Origin of the sequence: Pseudoflavonifractor sp. HCP28S3_F10 (assembly GCF_052065415.1) — a bacterium.
Classification (GTDB): domain Bacteria; phylum Bacillota; class Clostridia; order Oscillospirales; family Oscillospiraceae; genus Pseudoflavonifractor_A.
On record NZ_JBQHUB010000001.1, the window covers coordinates 121,061 to 140,448 of the forward strand.

Sequence of the window (19,388 nt, forward strand, 5' to 3'; positions counted from 1 at the left end):
CCCTGTATTCCCCGGGGGACTATTTGGTAAGATCAAGTCCCCGGTCTCCCGGCACGACGCTCCCGTTTTCCAGAGAGATGAACGGCGAAAATTCCACCGTCTCCGTTTCATGGGTCAGAGAGATGGTGGCATCCGGGAAAATGTCGCTCACATTGCACTGGATGATAAAGGGACGGCCCGCCGGGTCCTCATAGAGCAGGGACATATCCATCGTTTCGATGTCGTTCCGGTACAGGCGGACGGCCGTATCCGGGTATCTCGGTATGATCAGGTAGTAATCTCCCTTTGAAAGATAGTGGATGGGCAGGGATTCCTCATCCAGATACTGTTCCACATAAAAGGAAGGGTCTTCCATTTCCTGGTACCCCAGGTAGACCAGGGCATAGAGCTCATCACCGTGGAAGGGAATGGAGCCGCGCTTGCTCGCGCCAGTGGTGGGAGAAGCAGAGGGCGCGGGAGAAGCAGAGGGCGCGGGAGAAGCAGAGGAAACGGGGGAAGGGGAAGGCGTGGGAGAAACGGGAGGAGCGCCGCATCCCGCCAGTGTGAGAAGACAGAGCAGGGACATGGCCAACACAGTATGCTTCTTCATTTGCCAGACCTCCTGTTATTGCGCACTTCATGTGAAATGGTCACATTCTCATTATATAATACCAGGCCCTCCGCTGCAAGAGAGGAGCAGGGGAGCGAAAAAAGAGACAATTTTCACACCCGGCTTGACATTTTCGGACCAATTGCATATACTAAACCATGTTATGCGGAAAAGCGAGGATGGGAAGGAGTACCCGTATCCCTGGTGCAGAGAGGAGCCGGCCGGTGCAAGGCTTTCGAGGGGAGCGGGGAAGGTCGTCCCGGAGCCGCGGCGCGGAAGGATGAAGTAAGCGCCGCCGGAGGCCCCCGTTACGGGCAGCGAGTGTGGACGCAGCGCGTCCGAATTCGGGTGGTACCACGGACAGTCTGTTCGCCCCGAGCCAAAAGGCTCGGGGCGTTTTTCGTCAGGAGGGATATTCTACCACCGCATCAACGCCCTGCAGAGCCGCCGGCTGATGGTCAAAACCGCCGGGGAGGGCACAGTGGTCCTGAGCGATACGGAGTTCACCGAGCAGACCTCGCTTGGTACGGCCTCTCACCCCTACAGCGCCTTTCTCTCGGTGATCCGCTATCGGGGCCGGCTCTTTCTCTTTGTGGACAAGCGCCACGCCTATATCCTGCCTGATGAAAGAATGACGGTTGGCGATCCCGCCGGAGTGGACGCCTTTCTGGAAGAAAAATGCGGAAAGCCCGTTCGGGTGCTCCGCTGATTGAATAGGAGTGTAACAGAATGAAAAAAGAATTACCCAAGGTCTACGAGCCCCAGGAGGTGGAGGGCCGTATCTACGAGATGTGGGAGAAGAACGGCTGCTTCGAGGGCCACCGTGACCCGGACAAAAAGCCCTTCACCATCGTCATGCCCCCTCCCAACGTCACCGGCCAGCTCCACATGGGCCACGCCATGGACTCCACCCTGCAGGACATCCTCATCCGCTTCAAGCGGATGCAGGGCTACGCCGCCCTGTGGGTCCCCGGCACCGATCACGCCGGCATCGCCACCCAGATCAAGGTGGAGGAGGAACTGCGCAAGACCGAGGGCCTGAGCCGCTACGACCTGGGCCGGGACAAGTTCCTGGAGCGGGTGTGGGACTGGAAGGCCAAGTATGGGGGCCGCATCGTGGAGCAGCAGAAGAAGCTGGGCGCCTCCTGCGACTGGAGCCGGGCCCGCTTCACTATGGACGAGGGCCTCTCCAAGGCCGTGCGCCATGTGTTCGTCTCCCTCTATAAGAAGGGCCTGATCTACAAGGGTTCCCGCATCATCAACTGGTGCCCCCACTGTGTCACCGCCCTCTCCGACGCCGAGGTGGAGTATCAGGACAAGCCCGGCCACCTGTGGCACATGCGCTATCCCCTCAGCGACGGCTCGGGCTATCTGGTGGTGGCCACCACCCGGCCCGAGACCATGATGGGCGACACCGGCGTGGCCGTCAACCCCAATGACGAGCGCTACAAGCACCTGGTGGGCAAGACCTGTATCCTGCCCCTGATGAACCGTGAGATCCCCATCGTGGCCGACGACTACGTGGAGATGGATTTCGGCACCGGCTGCGTGAAGATGACTCCCGCCCACGACCCCAACGACTTCGAGGTGGGCCTGCGCCACAACCTGGAGACCATCCGGGTGCTGGACGACAACGGCAGGGTCAACGCCAACGGCGGCAAGTACGAGGGCATGGACCGCTACGAGTGCCGCAAGGCCGTGGTGGCCGACCTGGAGGCCCTGGGCCTGATGGAGAAGATCGAGCCCTACTCCCACAACGTGGGCACCTGCTACCGCTGCCATAACGACGTGGAGCCCCTGATCTCCGCCCAGTGGTTCGTGAAGATGGAGCCCCTGGCCAGGGAGGCCCTGCGTGTGGTGAAGGAGGGCGAGGTCAAATTCGTCCCCGACCGCTTCTCCAAGACCTATGTGAACTGGATGGAGAACGTCCATGACTGGTGCATCTCCCGCCAGCTCTGGTGGGGCCACCAGATCCCCGCCTGGACCTGCGCCGACTGCGGGCACATCACCGTGTCCGAGGAGGACCCCACCGAGTGCGAGCACTGCCACTCCCACAACATCAAGCAGGAGGAGGACGTGCTGGACACCTGGTTCTCCTCCGCCCTGTGGCCTTTCTCCACCCTGGGCTGGCCCGACGAGAACAGCGAGGACTTCAAGTATTTCTATCCCACCGACGTACTGGTCACCGGCTACGACATCATCTTCTTCTGGGTGGCCCGGATGATCTTCTCCGCCTGCGAGCACACCGGCAAGCCCCCCTTCCACACCGTGTTTATCCACGGCCTGGTCCGGGACGACAAGGGGCGCAAGATGTCCAAGTCCCTGGGCAACGGCATCGACCCCCTGGAGATGGCCAACCAGTACGGCGCCGACGCTCTGCGCTTCAACCTGGTCACCGGCAACTCCCCCGGAAACGACATGCGCTTCTACACCGAGCGGTGCGAGGCCATGCGCAACTTCGCCAACAAGATCTGGAACGCCAGCCGCTTCCTGATGATGAACCTGACCATTGAGGAATGCGAGCTGCCCGAGCACCTGGAGCTGGAGGACAAGTGGATCCTCTCCAAGCTCAACAGCGTCATCCCCGCCGTCACCGAGAACATGGAGCACTATGAGCTGGGCGTGGCCGCCCAGAAGGTGTACGACTTCATCTGGGACGACTACTGCGACTGGTATATCGAGCTGACCAAGGCCCGCCTCCAGGGCGACGACGAGGAGGCCAAGGTCAACGCCCAGAAGGTGCTCTGCTATGTCCTTACCGAGACGCTGAAGCTCCTCCACCCCTTCATGCCCTTCATCACCGAGGAGATCTGGCAGGCCCTGCCCCACAAGGGCGACTACCTGATGCTCCAGCAGTGGCCCGAGCACCATGTGACCCTGGACTTCCCCGAGGAGGAGAAGGCCATGGAGCTCATCATGGACGCCATCCGCGCCGTGCGCACCCGCAGGGCCGAGATGAACGTGCCCCCCAGCAAGAAGGCCCATCTCACCGTCTCCACCCTGGAGCGGGAGGTGTTCACCGCCGGCATCCCCTTCCTCAAGCGCCTGGCCTACGCCAGCGACGTGACGGTGGTGGGCGTGGCCGACATGGACTCCGACGCCGGGGAGAACGCCAAGGGCAGCGTCACCGTCATCACCCACGCCGCCCGGGTATCCATGCCCCTGGCCGAACTGGTGGACCTGGAGAAGGAGAAGGCCCGTATCCAGAAGGAGCTGGACAAGAACCGCAAGGCTCTGGACGGCCTGAACAACAAGCTGGGCAACCCCGGCTTTGTGAACAAGGCTCCCGCCAATGTGGTGGAGGCCGAGCGGGAGCGGGCAGTGAAGCTGGCCGCCCTCATCGAAAAGCTGGAGGGCCAGCTGGCCGGTATGTAAGCCCATCGCAAAATACAAAAAGAGGGAGGCTCCCCACATGGGAGCCTCCCTCTTTTTTGCCCGGATGCGGACGGGCGGGATTCAGCATTTGCGCCGCCGCTTGTCCAGATACATGTTCCGGTCGCTCTCGGTCAAAAGGGACGAGAGCGGACCCGCGGCAGGGGCGGTGGACCAGCCAAGGGCCGCATCCACTCCCTCGCTGTATAGCCGTTCCCGCAGACGGGAGAGGAACCGGTCGGCCTGCTCCGGTGTCTGCTGCCATCCCAGCAGCACGAACTCGTCCCCGCCCACCCGGTAGACCCGATACTGCGGGACACAGGCGGCGCGGAGGATATCGGCTGTCCGGCGGAGCAGGGCATCGCCGGCGGGATGCCCCCGGGCGTCGTTGACCTCCTTGAGGTCGTTGAGATCCAGTGAGGCGATGGTGACGGTCTGCCCGGAGTACTCCAGCGCGCTCAGCCGTTCCTGAAAGGCCCGCCGGTTGGCCAGGCCGGTGAGCGGGTCGGTATCGGCCAGGACCCGCAATCTCCGGACCGCGCGGAGGAGGATACCGGAGAGGATGACGGCGGCAGTCAGAGCCAGGATTAGCACGGTATTGAGGAGTTCAGGACGCATCCATTCACCTCCCATGGAAGCCGCGGCCTGATGATGAGTATAGGTACCAGTTTATTATATCACAATAGTTACTATATGTATAGTAACTATTTATATGGGTATTATACATATGTAACGTTGAATGTAGTATTGTCCTGAGGTGATACGATGAAGGAGCAGGGGGTCTATCTCATCCAGGACTACGGGAAGGTGGAACTGCGTCTCCGGGAGGTCATGGACCGGCGGGGCATCTCCCGCAACCGGATGGCGCGGCTGCTGAACACACGCTACGAGGTGGTGGACAAGTGGTATAAGAACCAGGTGGAGAAGATCGACGCGGATATCCTGGCCCGGATGTGTTTTGTGCTGCAGTGCGGTGTGGGCGACCTGTTGGAGTACCGGGAAGCAAACTAGCACAGAAAAAAGCGCCATGCGCGGTTTACTATGCCGTGCATGGCGTTTTTTGTGCCCGGACAGAGTGAAAAATGGAGTGGGTCCGTGTGTTCGACGAATTGCGGAGGGGGAAAAGGGTATAATCAGGAAAAACCAGATTTTGGGATACCCCGAAAAACACAGTTGGGAGGGACAGGCTATGCCGGTGACCTGTACGGGAGAGGGCCGCACACTCACCGCGGAGATCCGCGGCGAGGTGGACCACCACCGGGCCAAGGAGATCATAAGGGAGCTGGAGCAGGCGGTGGAGACTGCGCTGCCCCGGGAGCTGACGCTGGATCTGGGCGGGGTGACGTTTATGGACAGCTCGGGCATCGCGGTACTGCTGCGGGCCTACCGCCAGGCGGGGGAGCTGGGCGCGGCTCTCCGGGTGATCCACGTACCACCCCAGGCCGGGAAGGTGCTCAGAGCCGCCGGGCTGGAACGGCTGATGCGATTCGAATGACGACAGGGGGGCGGGTCTGCCCGCCCCGGGAGGGATACATATGAAACAGATTCCGGTGAACGAGGCAACCATGACCTTTCTCAGCCGGTCGGCCAACGAGGGCTTTGCCCGGACGGCGGCGGCCTGCTTCGCGGCCCAGCTGGACCCCACGCTGGACGAGGTCAACGACATCAAGACCGCCGTCAGCGAGGCGGTGACCAACTGCATCGTCCATGCCTATCCCCAGGCGCTGGGGAAGATCACCATGCGCCTGCGCATCTACCCCGATCACACGGTGGAGATCACGGTGAAGGATGCCGGCGTGGGCATCGAGGACGTGTCCCGGGCCAGGGAGCCGCTGTATACCACCGGAAACGAGGAGCGCTCCGGCATGGGCTTTACCATCATGGAGAGCTTCATGGACGGAGTAAAGGTACGCTCCGCGCCGGGGAAGGGGACCACCGTGACCATGGTCAAACATATCTCCCGCCGGCTGGGCGGGGCGGTATGAGCATCGCGGATACCCCCGCCCTGCTGGAGGAGGCCCGCAGAGGGAACAACGAAGCCTGTGAGCGCATCCTGGAGGACAATGCCGGCCTGATCTGGGGCATCGTCCGCCGGTATTACGGCCGGGGGGTGGACCCGGAGGACCTGTATCAGCTGGGCTGCCTGGGCTTTCTCAAGGCGGTGCGGGGATTTGACCCGGCCTTCGGGTGCCAGTTCTCCACCTATGCCGTGCCCAAGATCGCCGGGGAGATCCGCCGCTTCCTGCGGGACGACGGGGCCGTCAAGGTGAGCCGGGGGCTGAAGGAGCGGGGCGGGACTGTCCGGGCAGCCCGGGAGCGGCTGTCCGCCGAGCTGGGGCGGGAGCCCACCCTGTCCGAGCTGTCCTTTGAGACCGGATTGTCCCCGGAGGACATTGCCGCCGCCGAGGAGGCCAATCAGCCCGTGACCTCCCTCCAGATGGAGACGGGGGACGGACTGACTCTGGAGACCCTGCTGGGCGGCGGGGGATTTGAGGAGGATGTGGTGGAGCGGGAGACCCTGCGGGGGGCCATCGCCGCCCTGCCCGACCGGGAGCGGCAGGTGGTGCTGCTGCGCTATTTCCGGGGCTTTACTCAGGACCGGACTGCCCAGGCTCTGGGAGTCTCCCAGGTGCAGATCTCCCGCATCGAGCGCCGGGCGGTGGGCCGGCTGCGGGAGCTGCTGGAGGAGCGGTAGACAAAAGCGGGGCGCGCCCGCAGGCGCGCCCCGCCGGGCGGCTGTGTGCCGGTGTCGGGACCGGGAGTGTCAGCCGACCCGGATCAGTTCCGGCCTTCCCGCCAGGCGCGCATCCATGCCAGCGTTTCCTGGAGCGCCGCCTGACGGAACTGTTCACATTCCTCCGGATGCTCTTTTTCAAGCGTGGAACGGCTGTCGGCCGGCGTCAGCGGAACCACGAAATGGCTGCACCGATCTCCGGTAAAATGCTTGTGGGGATAGGGAAAGTGATGTGCATCCAGCCGCTTCATGATCCGCTCGCAGGCGTCGGTGGCGGGCCAGATCTCATCGCTCTGGGAGGACAGCAGCAGTACCGCGCCCTGAATCCGCTCCACGGGGATCACCGCCTCCTCCGGGACCGGATGCTCCAGGGCCGCCAGATACCGGTGAACGATCATTTCTTCCCCATCCTTTTCCACCAACCTGCGGTAGGTCTCTCCGCGGTTATATCCATAGGTGGAAAAATAGGGAAGCGGGATCCCGTGATCCACCCATGTCGCCTCGTCCAGGGGCCCGTGGTTCCCGTCCAGACCGTTGTACAGGCAAAAGCTGGGGGCGGCGGCCACCGTCAGGCTGATGGACGGGTCCCGCGACGCCAGAAGCAGCGCAAGCTGGCCGCCCATGGACCAGCCGTAGAGCCCGAGCTTCCGGGTCTCCGCCGGCAGGCGCGCCCGAAGCCAGTCAAAGACCCGGTCAAAATACGTAAGCTCAATGTTCGTCAGCGTATCGCTCAGGCCGGGGAGCTTCCAGTATCCCACCGCCATGACATTGCATCCGGCGGGGAGAAGCTTCTCGCCGATCTCCTCCGCCAGCGCGATCCCTCCGTGGCTGCCGATCAGGACCAGCATGGTCGTGTCCGACGGCTGCGCGGCATAGTAAAACCGCCCGATAAATCCATCCCGCTCCAAGGTGGTCTCCAGGGTTTTCGTGGTCATTTTTATGCCTCCTCTGTATCTTTTGCTGGGACTGTCTGTGTTGTGCTTTTCCGATGGAATATGTTGAACAGGCCCTCCGCGACCTGGGGAACATCCCCGGCAAGCGGAGGGCCTGCCGCACGAATAAACCGCTTTGTGGTTTATTCAGCAGACATTATTTAAAATCCACGCAGAGGTGCTTGACCTCGGTGTATTTGAGCATGCCCTCGGCGCCGCCGGCCCGGTCCATGCCGCTCTGCTTGTAGCCGCCGGTCTCGCACTCGGGGAGCAGCTTGTTGTAGCAGTTGACCCAGGCCGAGCCCGCCCGCAGGCGGCGGGCCACCCACATGGCCTTGTCGATGTCCCGGCTCCAGACGGCGGAGGCCAGACCGTAGGCGGTGCCGTTGGCGATGGCCAGGGCCTCTTCCCGGGTGCGGAAGGTCTGCACCACCAGCACGGGCCCGAAGATCTCCTCCTGCACGATGGGGGAGTCCATGGGTGGATTCAGGAAGATGGTGGGGGCAATGTAAAAGCCCTTGTCCAGCCCGTTTTCGGTGAGGCGGCGGCCGCCGGTCACCAGGGTGGAGCACTGCTTGCCGATCTCGATGTAGCCCATGATCTTGTCCATCTGCTCCCGGGAGATGACGGGGCCCAGATTGGTGTTCTCATCCAGGCAGTAGCCGGGTCGGAGCTTTTCCACCTCCTCCTTCAGCCGGGGGAGGAAGGTATCCACCAGGGATTCCTCCAGCACCAGCCGGGAGCCCACGGTGCACAGCTGTCCGGCGTTCATGAAGATGGCCTTCAGCGCGAAGGGGAGGGCCTTGTCCAGGTCGGCGTCGGCGAAGATCACGTTGGGGGACTTGCCGCCCAGCTCCAGAGAGACCTTTTTCATGCTGTCGGCGGCGGTTTTCATGACCTCGCGTCCGGTCTCCAGACCGCCGGTGAGGGAGATCATATCCACATCGGGGTGGCGGGTCAGGGCGTCGCCCACCACGCTGCCCCGGCCGGAGACGGCGTTGACCACGCCCTTGGGGAACTCGGGGATACCGTCCAGCAGCTCCAGCACGGCCAGAGTGCAGCCGGTGGTCTGGGTGGCGGGCTTGAGGACGCAGGTGCAGCCGGCGGCCAGGGCGGGGGCCATGTCCCGCATGAGCAGGGTCACCGGGTAGTTCCAGGGGGTAATGGCGGCCACCACGCCCACGGGCTCCCGGGCCAGGACCGAGAGGAGACCCGCCTCCACGGCGGTGCTGGTGCCGTAGAGGGTGCGGGCGGCAGCGGCGTAGTATTCCACGTAGCCGATGGAACTGTTGAGCTCGAACCGGGCCTCGCCGATGGGCTTGCCGGTCTCCAGCGCCAGGCGGACGGCCAGCGCCTCGTGGTTGGCCCGCATGGCGGCGGCCCAGGCGCCCAGGCAGCGGGAGCGCAGCCGGGGGTTGAAGGCCCAGTCTGCGTGCTCAAAGGCGTCGCGGGCGGCGGCCACCGCCCGGTCCACATCCCCGGTCCCCGAGTCGGGGACGCGGGAGACCGGCGAGCCGTCGCAGGGGCAGAAGAGGTCGATGGTCCGCCCGTTCTCCGCGCCCTGCCAAACGCCGCCGATCAGGTTGCGGTATTCCAAAACGTTATTTTCGGTCATATGATATCCCTCCCGTATTCAGCGGCTCTGGTCGGCCAGGATGTGCAGATAGAGCTGCTCACACTGCTTCTGGCTGATGCGGCGGGGGTTGTTGGCCTGAAGGAAGGAAGCCAGGTTGGAGGCCACCAGCTCCGCGTCGCTCTCCTTCATGCCGAAGGAGGTGAAGGGTACCCGGACGCCGGTCTGGTCAAAGAGAGTCTCCACCGCCTTTACCGAGGCCTGGGCGGCCTGGAAGGTGCTCATCCCGGCGGTATTCACCCCCAGCAGGGCGGCGATATCGGCAAATCTCTCCGGGCAGGCCATGAGGTTGAACTCCATGCAGTACTTGAGGAGCACGGCGTTGGCCTCGCCATGGGCCATGTGGAAGAAGGAGCACAGGGGGCTGGACAGGGCGTGGACCAGACCCAGGCCGGCCTGATCCATGGCCACGCCGGCCAGCACGCTGCCCAGCGCCATGTCCTGCCGGGCCTTCAGGTCGCCGCCGTTGGCGCAGGCGCGCCACAGGGCGCCGCCGATGAGGCGGATGGCCTCCCGGGCACAGGCGTCGGTGATGGGGTTGGCCCCCAGGCCCACATAGGCCTCGATGGCGTGGGAGAGGGCGTCCATGCCGGTGGTGGCGGTGAGGTAGAGAGGCAGGCTGGCCATCAGCTCGGCGTCCACCAGGGCGGCCATGGGGAACATGGCCGGGCCGTTGATGCCCTTCTTGCAGTTGCGGTCCACGATGACGGCGCACATGGTCACTTCGCTGCCGGTGCCGGCGGTGGTGGGGATGGCGATGAGGGGAAGGGGCGGATTCACAAAGGGCTTGCCGTTCCACTGATAATCCACCAGGGGGCCGTCGTTTGTGGCAAGCGCGGCCAGGACCTTGGCGGTGTCCACCGAGGAGCCGCCTCCCAGGGCCACCAGCTTGGTGGGGCAGTAGTCCCGCACCTCCTCCATGGCCGACTCCACCAGGGCGGCGGTGGGGTTGGGCTCCACCTTGTCATAGAGGCGGCAGTCGGCGCCGGTGGGGGAGATCACGTTCCGCACCCGGTCCACCAGGCCCACGGCCTCCAGCCCGGGGTCGGTGACCAGCAGCACCCGGTCCTCCGGGGACAGAAACCCGGCCAGTTCCCTGAGACAGCCGATGCCAAAGCGTACATCTACCGGCATATGATAGTGAGTGACCATACCAAAGACCTCCTGAAAAAATAAAATCAGCCGCTGACAGAGGTATCGTATCATACCAGTGTCACGGCTGCGTTTCCGCGCGGCGCTCAGCGCCGCGTATGCCTCCGAAGGCGTATGAACTTGAGAAAAACGTTTTTCTACTGATGAGTATGGCATATTTGAAGGGGATATGCAAGAGGAAATTTGGGCAAAATGACATTTTCGTGATTTATACTAAAAAAAGAAAAACAGAAGAAATGGCTGCCCAAACAAAGAAATGGAAAAGGAAGGGAACAAAGCGGGTTGTCTTTTCGTCCAAACAGCGATAAAATAAACAAAATGCCCGGCGGCCGCGGCTCCGGACCCGGAAGAAAAGAGAGCGGCGCGGCGGGGGAAACGATGCGAGGTGCGTGATGGGAGATATTCTGTATATCGTGGTCCCGTGCTATAACGAGGAGGAGGTCCTGCCCGAGACCTCACGCCGTCTGAAGGACAAGCTGGAGGGCATGATCGCCGCCGGGACTATCTCGGATGAGAGCCGGGTCCTCTTCGTCAACGACGGCTCCAAAGACCGGACCTGGTCCATGATCGCCGAGCTGCATGAAAAGGACCGCCGCTTTTCCGGCGTGAACCTGACCCGCAACCGGGGCCACCAGAACGCCCTGCTGGCGGGACTGATGACGGCCAGGGACCGGGCTGACATGGTCATCTCCATGGACGCCGATCTGCAGGACGATGTGGACGCGGTGGACGCCATGGTGGAAAAATACTATGCCGGGTGCGACATCGTTTACGGCGTGCGCTCCAGCCGGGAGAAGGACACCTTCTTCAAGCGCTTCACCGCCGAGGGCTTTTACCGCGTGATGAACTTCCTGGGGGCCGAGACCGTGTTCAACCACGCAGACTACCGCCTCATGTCCCGCCGGGCGCTGGAGGGGCTCTCCCAGTTCAAGGAGGTCAACCTCTTCCTTCGGGGCATCGTGCCCATGATCGGCTACACCACCGGGACGGTGGAGTACGAGCGGGGAGAGCGCTTCGCCGGCGAGAGCAAGTACCCCCTGAAGAAGATGCTCGCCTTTGCCATGGAGGGCATCACCAGCCTGTCCACCAAGCCCATCCGGTATATCACCCTGCTGGGCTTCCTGGTCTTTCTGGTCAGCATACTGATGCTGATCTATTCTGTGGTCCGCTGGGCGGGCGGGGCCACCGTGCTGGGCTGGGCCAGCGTGATCTGCTCGGTGTGGGCCATCGGCGGGCTCATCCTCCTCTCCCTGGGAGTCATCGGGGAGTATATCGGAAAGATCTATCTGGAGACCAAGGAGCGGCCCCGCTTCCTGATCCGGGAGGTGCTGGACAGCCATGAAAAAGACTAAGCTGCTGGACGCCTCAGTGTGGAAGTTCCTGCTGGTGGGGGTGGGCAACACCCTGCTGTCCATGGTGCTCATGTTCCTGCTGGAGGGACTGGGCTACTGGCCCTCCACCGCCATTGCCTACGCGGCGGGGGCGGTGATGAGCTTTTTCCTCAACCGGTACTTTACCTTCCGCAGCCAGGAGACCATGGGCCGATCAGCGGTGAAGTTCGCCCTCAACGTGGCGGTGTGCTACGTTCTGGCCTACAGTCTGGCCCAGCCCGTGGCCGGCTGGCTGCTGGGCCGCACCGGTATCCCGGCGCTGTGGCAGGAGCGGCTGGCCAAGCTGGGCGGCATGGGGCTCTACACCGTCCTGAATTACTTCGGGCAGCGGTTTTTCGCCTTCCACAGGGCGGAGTAAAGGACAAACTGTTTTTTGCGGGAGGCGATCTTATGGCGGACATCCTTGCTTTTGACCGGTATGCGGGGGATCCTGACCCGGAAGGGATGAGCGGAGAGGAGCTACGGGAGTATCTGGACGCGGTGGAGGCGCGGCTTCGGGCGCTGGACGAGGAGGAGCCGGCGGACATGGAGAGCGAGGCGTACGAGGCCTGGGGCGACCGGCACGAGGAGCTGGAGGATCTGGCCGACGAGCTGCGGGACCTTCTGGACGAGATGGGAGGCCCCTATGCCTGAGTTTGCCTGCTGCAAGCTGGAAATCTTCATCCCGGAGAGCCATCTTCCGGTACTTCAGGAGGCGCTGCGGGCGGTGGACGCCGGGCATATCGGAAAATATGACTGCTGCCTGTCCTACAGCAGAGTCACCAGCTGCTGGCGGCCTCTGGAGGGGACGCATCCCTATCTGGGCCGGGCGGGAGAGATCAGCACCGAGCCGGAGCTGAAGGTGGAGGTCACCTGCCGTACCGGGCGGGTGGATGAGACGGTGGAGGCCGTCAGGCGGGTCCACCCCTATGAGGAGCCGGTCATCCAGGTCATCCCCCTGTACCGGGTTGGCCTGTGAGGGCGGCGGAGAAAGGGGCGGAGACCGGAATGCGCATCATCATCTCACCGGCCAAGAAAATGATTGTGGATACCGACAGCCTGGCCCCGGAGGGGCTGCCCCGCTTCCTGGACCGGACGGAGCGGCTCAAGGCCGCCCTGGAGGGTATGACCCCCGGGGAGCTGCAGAAGCTGTGGAAGTGCAACGACGCCATCGCCGCGGAGAACGTGGAGCGCCTGAAGACCATGGATCTGCGCCGGGGGCTGACCCCGGCTGTCCTGGCCTATGAGGGCATCCAGTACCGCTATCTGGCCCCCGGCGTTCTGGAGCGGGAGCCGCTGGCCTACATTGGGGAGCACCTGCGTATCCTGTCGGGGTTTTACGGACTGCTGGGCCCCTTCGACGGGGTGACCCCATACCGGCTGGAGATGCAGGCCAGGCTGGCCGTGGACGGCTGCCGGGACCTGTACGCCTTCTGGGGCGATCAGCTGGCCGGCGCTCTGGCAGAGGAGACGGATACGGTGCTCAACCTGGCCTCCCGGGAGTACAGCCGGGCGGTGGAGCCCTGGCTGCCCGACTCCGTCCGTTTCATCACCTGCACCTTCGGGGAGCTGCGAGAGGGAAAGATCGTGGAGAAGGGCACCATGTGCAAGATGGCCCGGGGCCAGATGGTGCGCTGGCTGGCGGAGCAGCGGGTAGAGCGGCCCGGCGACCTGCGGGCCTTCGCGGAGCTGGGCTACCGCTTTTCCCCCGGTCATTCGGATCAGGATCATCTGGTATTCATCAAAGGAGGAGCTTAACATGCTGGAAGTGGGAATGAAAGCGCCGGAGTTCACCCTGCCGGATCAGGACGGGAACCCGGTGTCCCTGTCGGACTTCGCGGGGAAAAAAGTGGTGCTGTACTTTTATCCCAGGGACAACACGCCGGGCTGCACCCGGCAGGCCTGCGCCTTTGCCGCCGCCCATGAGGAGTTCAGACGGCGGGATGTGGCGGTCATCGGCATCAGCCGGGACTCCGCCGCCTCTCACCGGAAGTTTGCGGACAAGCACGCCCTGCCCTTCACCCTGCTTTCCGACCCGGAGCTCACCGCTATTCAGGCCTATGGCGTATGGCAGGAGAAGAAGCTCTACGGCAAGGTGAGCATGGGCGTGGTGCGCTCCACCTACCTCATCGACGGGAAGGGCGTGATCGAGAAGGTCATGCCCAAGGTGAAGCCCGATACCAATGCCGCCGATCTGCTGGCCTATCTGGACGGGGAAAAGTAAATATGAAAAATATCCGCCCGGAGCCATCGGCTCCGGGCGGATATTTTGTGCATACGGATATACGGAACTATGTCACGATTTGGGCTCGGTCAAAAGAAGGATATCCTCCGGTTCGACCCGGAGCGCGAGAGCGGCGGGAGAACCCAGGGCGGCCCAGTCCTCCTTGTCCAGCTCCAGCCGGAGGCGGGAGAAGCCCCGGTCCCCGCCGGGCGTGGAGAGCATGACCACCGTGGAGAACACGTTGTCGATGACCCGCAGGACCGAGCAGCGGATCGTGTTGGGCCCGTCCTCTGCCGCGGGACGCAGGAAGTGGGCCCGGATGCCGATGTGGGTCAGATCGCCGGGGACCGGCCTGCCGGTGTCCAGCGTGACGCCCCAGTCCAGGGCCTCCACAGCAGTGCCGCCGGCGGGGCGGGCCCGGGAGACGTTCTTGCAGCCAGAGAGAAGGCAGGCCGACAGGGTGGCGGGGGCCCGGAAGAGCACGTCCACCGGCTCCCGGGGCTGGGAGACACCTCCCTCCAGCACGCACACGCTGGAGCAGAAGTGATAGACCTCGTCCCGGCTGTGGGTGACGAAGAGGGTGGGACCGGAGAAACGGTCCAGCAGCTCCATCAGCTCCAGCTCCACCTGCCACTTCAGGTAGCTGTCCAGGGCGGAAAAAGGCTCGTCCAGCAGCAGGACCTCCGGGTCGCTGGCCAGGATGCGGGCCAGGGCCGCCCGCTGCTGTTGGCCGCCGGAGAGCTGGCGGGGATACTTGTCCTCCAGCCCCTCCAGATAGAGGGAGCGGATGAGCTCCCCGCCGCGGCGCTGCCGCTCCGCCCGGTCCCGGGTGCGGAAGCCGGCGGCGATGTTGTCCGCCACCGTCATGTGGGGGAAGAGGGCATAGTGCTGGAAGAGATAGCCCACCCGCCGCTGCTGGGGGGGCAGGTCAATGTGCCGTTCCGAGTCGAACAGGGTGCGCCCGTCCAGAACGATGCGGCCCCGGTCGGGGGTCACGATGCCCGCAATGCACTTGAGGGTCATGGACTTGCCGCAGCCCGAGGCCCCCAGCAGGCCCATGACGCCGCCGCCGGTCTCAAAGGACACGTCCAGCCGGAACCGGCCCAGGTCCTTGTGGATATCTACCATCAGGGACATGTCTCCACCTCCTCCGGGGCGCGGGGGGCGCTCTGCCGCTCCCGCTTTTCCAGCAGATTGATGGCCAGCAGTACGGCAAAGGAGATGGCCACGTTCACCGCCACCCAGCGGTAGGCCAGGGCGTCGTTATTCTCCCGCCAGAGCTGGTAGACCGTGGTGGAGATGGTGGCCGTCCGGCCGGGGGTATAGCCCGAGACCATGCTGGTGGCGCCGTACTCTCCCAGGCCCCGGGCGAAGGCCAGCACGGTGCCCGCCATCAGGCCCTGCTTGCAGCCGGGCAGCAGCACCCGCCAGAAGATCCAGGTGTTGGAGCGGCCCAGGGTCTGCCCGGCATAGATGAGGTCCTGGTCAAAGGCCTCGAAGGCGCCCCGGACCGTGCGGTACATCAGGGGGAAGGTGACGATGATCACAGCGAAGATGGAGGCATACCAGGTCATGGTGATCCGGGCGGACCAGAGCTTCATCACCAGGCTGCCCACGGGGCCGTAGGGCCCCAGGAGCTTGAGAAGGAAAAAGCCTACCACCGTGGGAGGAAGGACCAGAGGCAGGGTGAGGATCACGTCCAGCGTGCCCTTGACGAGCCTGGGCAGCTTGGCCACATACCAGGCGGCGAAAATACCCAGGAAAAACGTAAAGACGGTGGCGATGAGGGCGATGCGCAGGGAGTTGAGGAGAGGGAACCAGTCCATGTGACACCTTCTTTCCGGGATGGAGGAAAACGGCGGGGCGGCAGCTGAGCCGTCCCGCCGAACCGGTTACCGAATTTTACTGGGGAATGGAGAAGCCCACGGACTCAAAGACCTGGGTGCACGCGTCGGTCTGGAGATAGTCCAGGAAGGCCTGGGCCTCCTCCTGGTGCTGGGAGATATTGAGCACGGCGGCGGGGTAAATGACCTGCTTGTGGGAACCGGCAGGGGCCTCTGCCACCACTTCCATCTTGTCGCCTGCGGCAATGGCGGAGGCGGCGTCGGTGGCATAGATCACACCGCAGTCAACCGCGCCGGCGGCCACCTGAGAAGTGACCTCCTTCACGTTGGTGCCGAAGGTGATCTTCTGGTCGGCGTTGAGCTGGTCCCACACGCCCATGCTGGTGAAGATCTCCTCAGAGTACTGGCCCACAGGCACGTCGGAGTTGCCCAGAGCGATGAGCTTCACCTTGTCGGTGGCCACATCCTCATAGGAGGTGACGCCGGCGGGGTTCCCCTCGGGGACCACCAGGACCACCTTGTTCTCCACCAGATTGATGCGGCTGCCCTGGAGCACAAAGTCCAGGCCGTCCACATTGCCGCCCTCGGCGTCCTTGGAGGCGTCCAGCTGGTTCATCTGCTTCTGAGCGGCGGAGATGAAGAGGTCGCAGACAGCGCCCTCCTGGATCTGGGTCTTGAGGGTGCCGGAGGAATCGAAGTTATAGACCAGGGTCACATTGGGAGCCACTTCCTTGTACATCTCAGCGATCTGGTTCATGGTCTCGGTCATGGAGGCGGCGGCAAACACGGTGAGCTCCACGGGCTCGGCGGCGGGCTCGGGGGAGGGAGCGGCAACCGGCTCAGAGGCGGCGGGGGCCGAGGGGGCGGCGGAGGGCTGCGCAGACTGGCCGCCGGAGCAGGCGCCCAGGGCCAGGAGCATGGTCAGAGCAAGAAACAGGGAAATTACTTTTTTCATTTGAATTTAACTCCTTTACAATACGGTAGGCCGTCCCGTTTCCGGCGGCGACCCTGCTGCGCGCGGGATAGATTCGCACGCGTCGTCCCGCGGTCCGTAGCGGTGCCTTAGGCGCCGCGGGCTCGAAGTTTTTGTGTGGCTGCGTGTTTGCTTCGATCCTCCTTTTTTACAGGCTTACCGGGCGCAGTTCCCGGCGGTGCCCTTGAGAATAGCCAGCCCGTGGGAGAGGGCGGGGAGGATGTACTCCAGGCACTCTTTCACAGCCTTGGGGCTGCCGGGCAGGTTGACGATCAGGGTCCCCTTGCGGATGCCGGCCGCAGCGCGGGAGAGCATGGCGCGGGGGGTGATGGACAGGGACAGGGCGCGCATGGCCTCGGGGATGCCGGGCACGTCCCGGTCGGAGACATCCCTGGTGGCCTCGGGGGTCCAGTCCCGGGGGGAGAAGCCGGTGCCGCCGGTGGTGAGGATCAGGTCTGCCGCATCCTCATCGGCCAGGCGGGCCATCTCGGCGGCGATCTGGTCCCGCTCGTCGGGCAGGAGGACGGTGTGGACCACCGGGTAGCCGTTTTGCGCCAGAATGTCACAGATCACGGGGCCGCTGAGATCGGCCCGCTTGCCGGCGGCGCCCGAGTCGCTGACGGTGATCACCGCCGCGCGGAAGGGCAGCTCCACCCGGAACTCGTCTCCGGCCTTGATGTCGCCGCCGTGGAGCACCCGGGTGAACACGCCCTGCTTGGGCATGATGCACTCGCCCATCTTCTTGAAAATCTCACAGCCGCTGTGGCACTCCTTGCCGATCTGGGTCAGCTCCAGCACCACGTCGTTGCAGTAGAACCTGGTGCCGATGGGGAGGGCGGCGAAGTCGATGCCCTCCACGATGATATTCTCGCCGAAGGCGCCGTCGGCCACCTCGGCTCCCCGGGCCCGGAAGGCCTCGATCTTGTCGTGAGAGAGAAGAGAAACCTGCCGGTGCCACTTGCCGGCGTGGGCGTCGTTCTCGATACCCCAGTCCTCGATGAGATGGACGGAGGGCACGGCTTTTTTCTGGGTGCCCTTGGCGGGGCTGGTACAGACTGCGATTACCTTGTGCATAGTAAACACCTCGTAATATCGGAAGAGGATATTACCCTCCGATCTGATTCATATTGTGGGTCTCGTCGGCGCTCTGGCCGGCGGCGTCGTTGAAGTGGTGCCGGGCGGGCTTGTGGGAGATGGCGTCCCGGATGGCGGAGAGGATGACCTGATCATCCGAGCCGTCCCGCAGCAGGGAGCGCAGGTCGGAGCCGGTCTCGTACTGCAGGCAGGTCTTGAGAAAGCCGGTGGCGGTGAGCCGCACCCGGTTGCACTGGTCACAGAACTGATGGGTCATGGCGCTGATAAAACCGATTTTGCCCTGGAAGCCGCCGGCGGTGACATAGTGGCCCGGGCCGGCGCCGAAGGACGCCGGGCAGGGGGAGAGGGGGCCAAAAGCCTCCTCCAGCATGGCGCGGACCTGCTCCTCGGTGCGGCGGGGCAGGGCGCCCCCCAGACCGATGGGCATGAGCTCGATGAAGCGCACCGCCAGGTCGTTGTCCCGGGCCAGGGCGGCCAGGGGGACCAGTTGGCTGTCGTTGTCCCCCATGGGTACGCAGTTGAGCTTGACATGAAGGCCCGGGGCGGCCAGGGCGGCCCGGAGGCCGGCCAGCGCGTCCTCCAGCGCGTCCCGGCGGGTGATGGCGGCGTACTGTTCCCGGTCCAGAGTGTCCAGGCTCAGGTTCACGGCGGTGAGCCCGGCGTCCATCAGGTCGGGGAGCTGCTCCGCCAGCAGAACGCCGTTGGTGGTGAGGGAGACGCCGTCGATACCGTCGATGGCCCGGATGCCCCGGACCAGGTGGTGGAGACCCTTGCGGGCCAGAGGCTCGCCGCCGGTGAGGCGGACCTTGCGGATGCCCGCCGCGGCGAAAAGCCGGCAGAGCCGGATGATCTCCTCATAGGTGAGCATCTCGGTGTGCTCCATCCACTCCACCCCCTCCGGGGGCATGCAGTAGACGCAGCGCAGGTTGCACCGGTCGGTGACCGAGATGCGCAGATAGTCGATGGTGCGGCCGTATCCGTCGATCATAGCCGTCCCTCCTGTTTCAGGTAGTCCAGAACGACCTGGGCGGCGGCGGCACCGTCAAAGGGCACCGAGGGCACGCCGGGAAGGGCCAGATCCAGGTCGGTGACCAGGGCCAGCAGGGTGCCGCTGTCGCACACCGGCGCGTCGGAATTGCCCTTCCGCACCAGCTCCAGCTTGGGCCAGGGGGAGTGCTTGAAGCCCTCCAGCAGCACCAGATCGGCGTCGGAAAAGCGGGCGATAAGCTCCTTTTCATCCACCGGGTCCTGCCGGACGATCTTGTATTTCTCCCGGTCAAAAATAGCGGTGCCCCAGGCCCCGGCGGCCATGTGCTTTCCGGTGTCGGTGCCCTCGGGATCGGAGGTGAAGAGGTGGCCGTCATGCTTGACGGTGGCAACCTTCAGCCCGGCGGCATTGAGGTGGGGGAGCATGGCGGTGATAAGGGTGGTCTTGCCCGAGTTCTTCACACCGCTGACCGCCACCACGGC

General features: G+C 64.1%; 23 protein-coding genes, 1 riboswitch and 1 other annotated feature. Of the genes, 12 read left to right on the plus strand and 11 right to left on the minus strand.

What is annotated here, in order from left to right:
- Nucleotides 1-19: 19 nt before the first annotated feature.
- On the minus strand, nucleotides 20-589 hold the full coding sequence (locus ACTNBZ_RS00590) for a hypothetical protein (protein WP_441207702.1): 570 nt from the start codon (nucleotides 587-589) through the stop codon (nucleotides 20-22).
- A 167-nt stretch (nucleotides 590-756) separates the two neighbouring features.
- Nucleotides 757-969: a binding site (T-box leader), on the plus strand.
- Between the two features lie 74 nt (nucleotides 970-1,043).
- Here ACTNBZ_RS00590 and ACTNBZ_RS00595 point away from each other — a divergent pair.
- Nucleotides 1,044-1,298, plus strand: a complete 255-nt coding sequence (locus ACTNBZ_RS00595) for a YcxB family protein (RefSeq protein ID WP_441207703.1) — start codon at nucleotides 1,044-1,046, stop codon at nucleotides 1,296-1,298.
- A gap of 20 nt (nucleotides 1,299-1,318) precedes the next feature.
- Nucleotides 1,319-3,964 (plus strand): valine--tRNA ligase, encoded by a 2,646-nt coding sequence (locus tag ACTNBZ_RS00600; protein WP_441207704.1) that lies wholly within the window; start codon nucleotides 1,319-1,321, stop codon nucleotides 3,962-3,964.
- Between the two features lie 81 nt (nucleotides 3,965-4,045).
- On the opposite strand, the gene ACTNBZ_RS00605 is transcribed toward ACTNBZ_RS00600, so the two are convergent.
- Nucleotides 4,046-4,579: a GGDEF domain-containing protein gene (locus ACTNBZ_RS00605; protein ID WP_441207705.1), complete on the minus strand. Its 534-nt coding sequence runs from the start codon at nucleotides 4,577-4,579 to the stop codon at nucleotides 4,046-4,048.
- Between the two features lie 147 nt (nucleotides 4,580-4,726).
- Between ACTNBZ_RS00605 and ACTNBZ_RS00610 the strand changes: the two genes are divergently transcribed.
- The 4 genes from ACTNBZ_RS00610 to ACTNBZ_RS00625 all read left to right on the plus strand — a co-directional run bounded on the left by ACTNBZ_RS00610 (nucleotide 4,727) and on the right by ACTNBZ_RS00625 (nucleotide 6,656).
- On the plus strand, nucleotides 4,727-4,972 hold the full coding sequence (locus tag ACTNBZ_RS00610; protein ID WP_441207706.1) for a helix-turn-helix domain-containing protein: 246 nt from the start codon (nucleotides 4,727-4,729) through the stop codon (nucleotides 4,970-4,972).
- 178 nt (nucleotides 4,973-5,150) lie between these two features.
- On the plus strand, nucleotides 5,151-5,456 hold the full coding sequence (locus ACTNBZ_RS00615) for an anti-sigma factor antagonist (protein ID WP_441207707.1): 306 nt from the start codon (nucleotides 5,151-5,153) through the stop codon (nucleotides 5,454-5,456).
- Nucleotides 5,457-5,496: 40 nt separating this feature from the next.
- Nucleotides 5,497-5,946 (plus strand): anti-sigma F factor, encoded by a 450-nt coding sequence (gene spoIIAB, locus ACTNBZ_RS00620; RefSeq protein ID WP_441207708.1) that lies wholly within the window; start codon nucleotides 5,497-5,499, stop codon nucleotides 5,944-5,946.
- Nucleotides 5,943-6,656: a sigma-70 family RNA polymerase sigma factor gene (locus ACTNBZ_RS00625; RefSeq protein WP_441207709.1), complete on the plus strand. Its 714-nt coding sequence runs from the start codon at nucleotides 5,943-5,945 to the stop codon at nucleotides 6,654-6,656. Before spoIIAB ends, ACTNBZ_RS00625 begins: the two co-directional genes overlap by 4 nt.
- 83 nt (nucleotides 6,657-6,739) lie before the next feature.
- Here the strand turns inward: ACTNBZ_RS00625 and ACTNBZ_RS00630 are convergent, their stop codons facing one another.
- The 3 genes from ACTNBZ_RS00630 to ACTNBZ_RS00640 form a co-directional block, all read right to left on the minus strand.
- Nucleotides 6,740-7,630, minus strand: a complete 891-nt coding sequence (locus tag ACTNBZ_RS00630; RefSeq protein WP_441207710.1) for an alpha/beta fold hydrolase — start codon at nucleotides 7,628-7,630, stop codon at nucleotides 6,740-6,742.
- A 154-nt stretch (nucleotides 7,631-7,784) separates the two neighbouring features.
- On the minus strand, nucleotides 7,785-9,242 hold the full coding sequence (locus ACTNBZ_RS00635) for an aldehyde dehydrogenase family protein (RefSeq protein WP_441207711.1): 1,458 nt from the start codon (nucleotides 9,240-9,242) through the stop codon (nucleotides 7,785-7,787).
- A gap of 18 nt (nucleotides 9,243-9,260) precedes the next feature.
- Nucleotides 9,261-10,412: an iron-containing alcohol dehydrogenase gene (locus ACTNBZ_RS00640; RefSeq protein ID WP_441207712.1), complete on the minus strand. Its 1,152-nt coding sequence runs from the start codon at nucleotides 10,410-10,412 to the stop codon at nucleotides 9,261-9,263.
- Nucleotides 10,413-10,804: 392 nt separating this feature from the next.
- Here ACTNBZ_RS00640 and ACTNBZ_RS00645 point away from each other — a divergent pair, with 392 nt between their 5' ends.
- Genes ACTNBZ_RS00645 through bcp form a run of 6 tightly spaced genes read left to right on the plus strand, consistent with a single transcriptional unit; the run spans nucleotide 10,805 to nucleotide 14,006 of the window.
- Nucleotides 10,805-11,764: a glycosyltransferase family 2 protein gene (locus tag ACTNBZ_RS00645; RefSeq protein ID WP_441207713.1), complete on the plus strand. Its 960-nt coding sequence runs from the start codon at nucleotides 10,805-10,807 to the stop codon at nucleotides 11,762-11,764.
- Nucleotides 11,751-12,161 (plus strand): GtrA family protein, encoded by a 411-nt coding sequence (locus tag ACTNBZ_RS00650; RefSeq protein WP_441207714.1) that lies wholly within the window; start codon nucleotides 11,751-11,753, stop codon nucleotides 12,159-12,161. Before ACTNBZ_RS00645 ends, ACTNBZ_RS00650 begins: the two co-directional genes overlap by 14 nt.
- Nucleotides 12,162-12,193: 32 nt before the next feature.
- Nucleotides 12,194-12,436, plus strand: coding sequence for a hypothetical protein (locus tag ACTNBZ_RS00655; protein ID WP_441207715.1), 243 nt, complete (start codon nucleotides 12,194-12,196; stop codon nucleotides 12,434-12,436).
- A complete protein-coding gene (cutA, locus tag ACTNBZ_RS00660; protein WP_441207716.1) occupies nucleotides 12,429-12,761 on the plus strand; it encodes a divalent cation tolerance protein CutA in 333 nt (110 codons plus the stop codon). The genes ACTNBZ_RS00655 and cutA overlap by 8 nt, the downstream gene beginning before the upstream one ends.
- A gap of 29 nt (nucleotides 12,762-12,790) precedes the next feature.
- Nucleotides 12,791-13,540 (plus strand): peroxide stress protein YaaA, encoded by a 750-nt coding sequence (gene yaaA / locus ACTNBZ_RS00665; RefSeq protein ID WP_441207717.1) that lies wholly within the window; start codon nucleotides 12,791-12,793, stop codon nucleotides 13,538-13,540.
- A 1-nt stretch (nucleotide 13,541) separates the two neighbouring features.
- Nucleotides 13,542-14,006, plus strand: a complete 465-nt coding sequence (gene bcp, locus ACTNBZ_RS00670; RefSeq protein WP_441207718.1) for a thioredoxin-dependent thiol peroxidase — start codon at nucleotides 13,542-13,544, stop codon at nucleotides 14,004-14,006.
- 72 nt (nucleotides 14,007-14,078) lie between these two features.
- Here bcp and ACTNBZ_RS00675 read toward each other — a convergent pair whose 3' ends face one another.
- The 6 genes from ACTNBZ_RS00675 to mobB form a co-directional block, all read right to left on the minus strand.
- Nucleotides 14,079-15,143, minus strand: a complete 1,065-nt coding sequence (locus tag ACTNBZ_RS00675) for a sulfate/molybdate ABC transporter ATP-binding protein (protein WP_441207719.1) — start codon at nucleotides 15,141-15,143, stop codon at nucleotides 14,079-14,081.
- Complete coding sequence (modB, locus tag ACTNBZ_RS00680; RefSeq protein ID WP_441207720.1) at nucleotides 15,134-15,832, minus strand: molybdate ABC transporter permease subunit; 699 nt, start codon at nucleotides 15,830-15,832, stop codon at nucleotides 15,134-15,136. Before modB ends, ACTNBZ_RS00675 begins: the two co-directional genes overlap by 10 nt.
- Before the next feature lie 76 nt (nucleotides 15,833-15,908).
- Nucleotides 15,909-16,805 (minus strand): molybdate ABC transporter substrate-binding protein, encoded by an 897-nt coding sequence (gene modA, locus ACTNBZ_RS00685; protein WP_441207721.1) that lies wholly within the window; start codon nucleotides 16,803-16,805, stop codon nucleotides 15,909-15,911.
- A riboswitch (molybdenum cofactor riboswitch) is annotated at nucleotides 16,800-16,945 on the minus strand. (Overlaps the previous gene by 6 nt.)
- Nucleotides 16,946-16,979: 34 nt before the next feature.
- Nucleotides 16,980-17,897 carry a molybdopterin-binding protein gene (locus ACTNBZ_RS00690; RefSeq protein WP_441207722.1) on the minus strand — a complete coding sequence of 306 codons (918 nt, stop codon included), beginning with the start codon at nucleotides 17,895-17,897 and terminating at the stop codon, nucleotides 16,980-16,982.
- 31 nt (nucleotides 17,898-17,928) lie between these two features.
- Nucleotides 17,929-18,906, minus strand: a complete 978-nt coding sequence (moaA, locus tag ACTNBZ_RS00695; RefSeq protein ID WP_441207723.1) for a GTP 3',8-cyclase MoaA — start codon at nucleotides 18,904-18,906, stop codon at nucleotides 17,929-17,931.
- Nucleotides 18,903-19,385, minus strand: a complete 483-nt coding sequence (mobB, locus tag ACTNBZ_RS00700; RefSeq protein ID WP_441207884.1) for a molybdopterin-guanine dinucleotide biosynthesis protein B — start codon at nucleotides 19,383-19,385, stop codon at nucleotides 18,903-18,905. The genes moaA and mobB overlap by 4 nt, the downstream gene beginning before the upstream one ends.
- Nucleotides 19,386-19,388 lie beyond the last annotated feature (3 nt).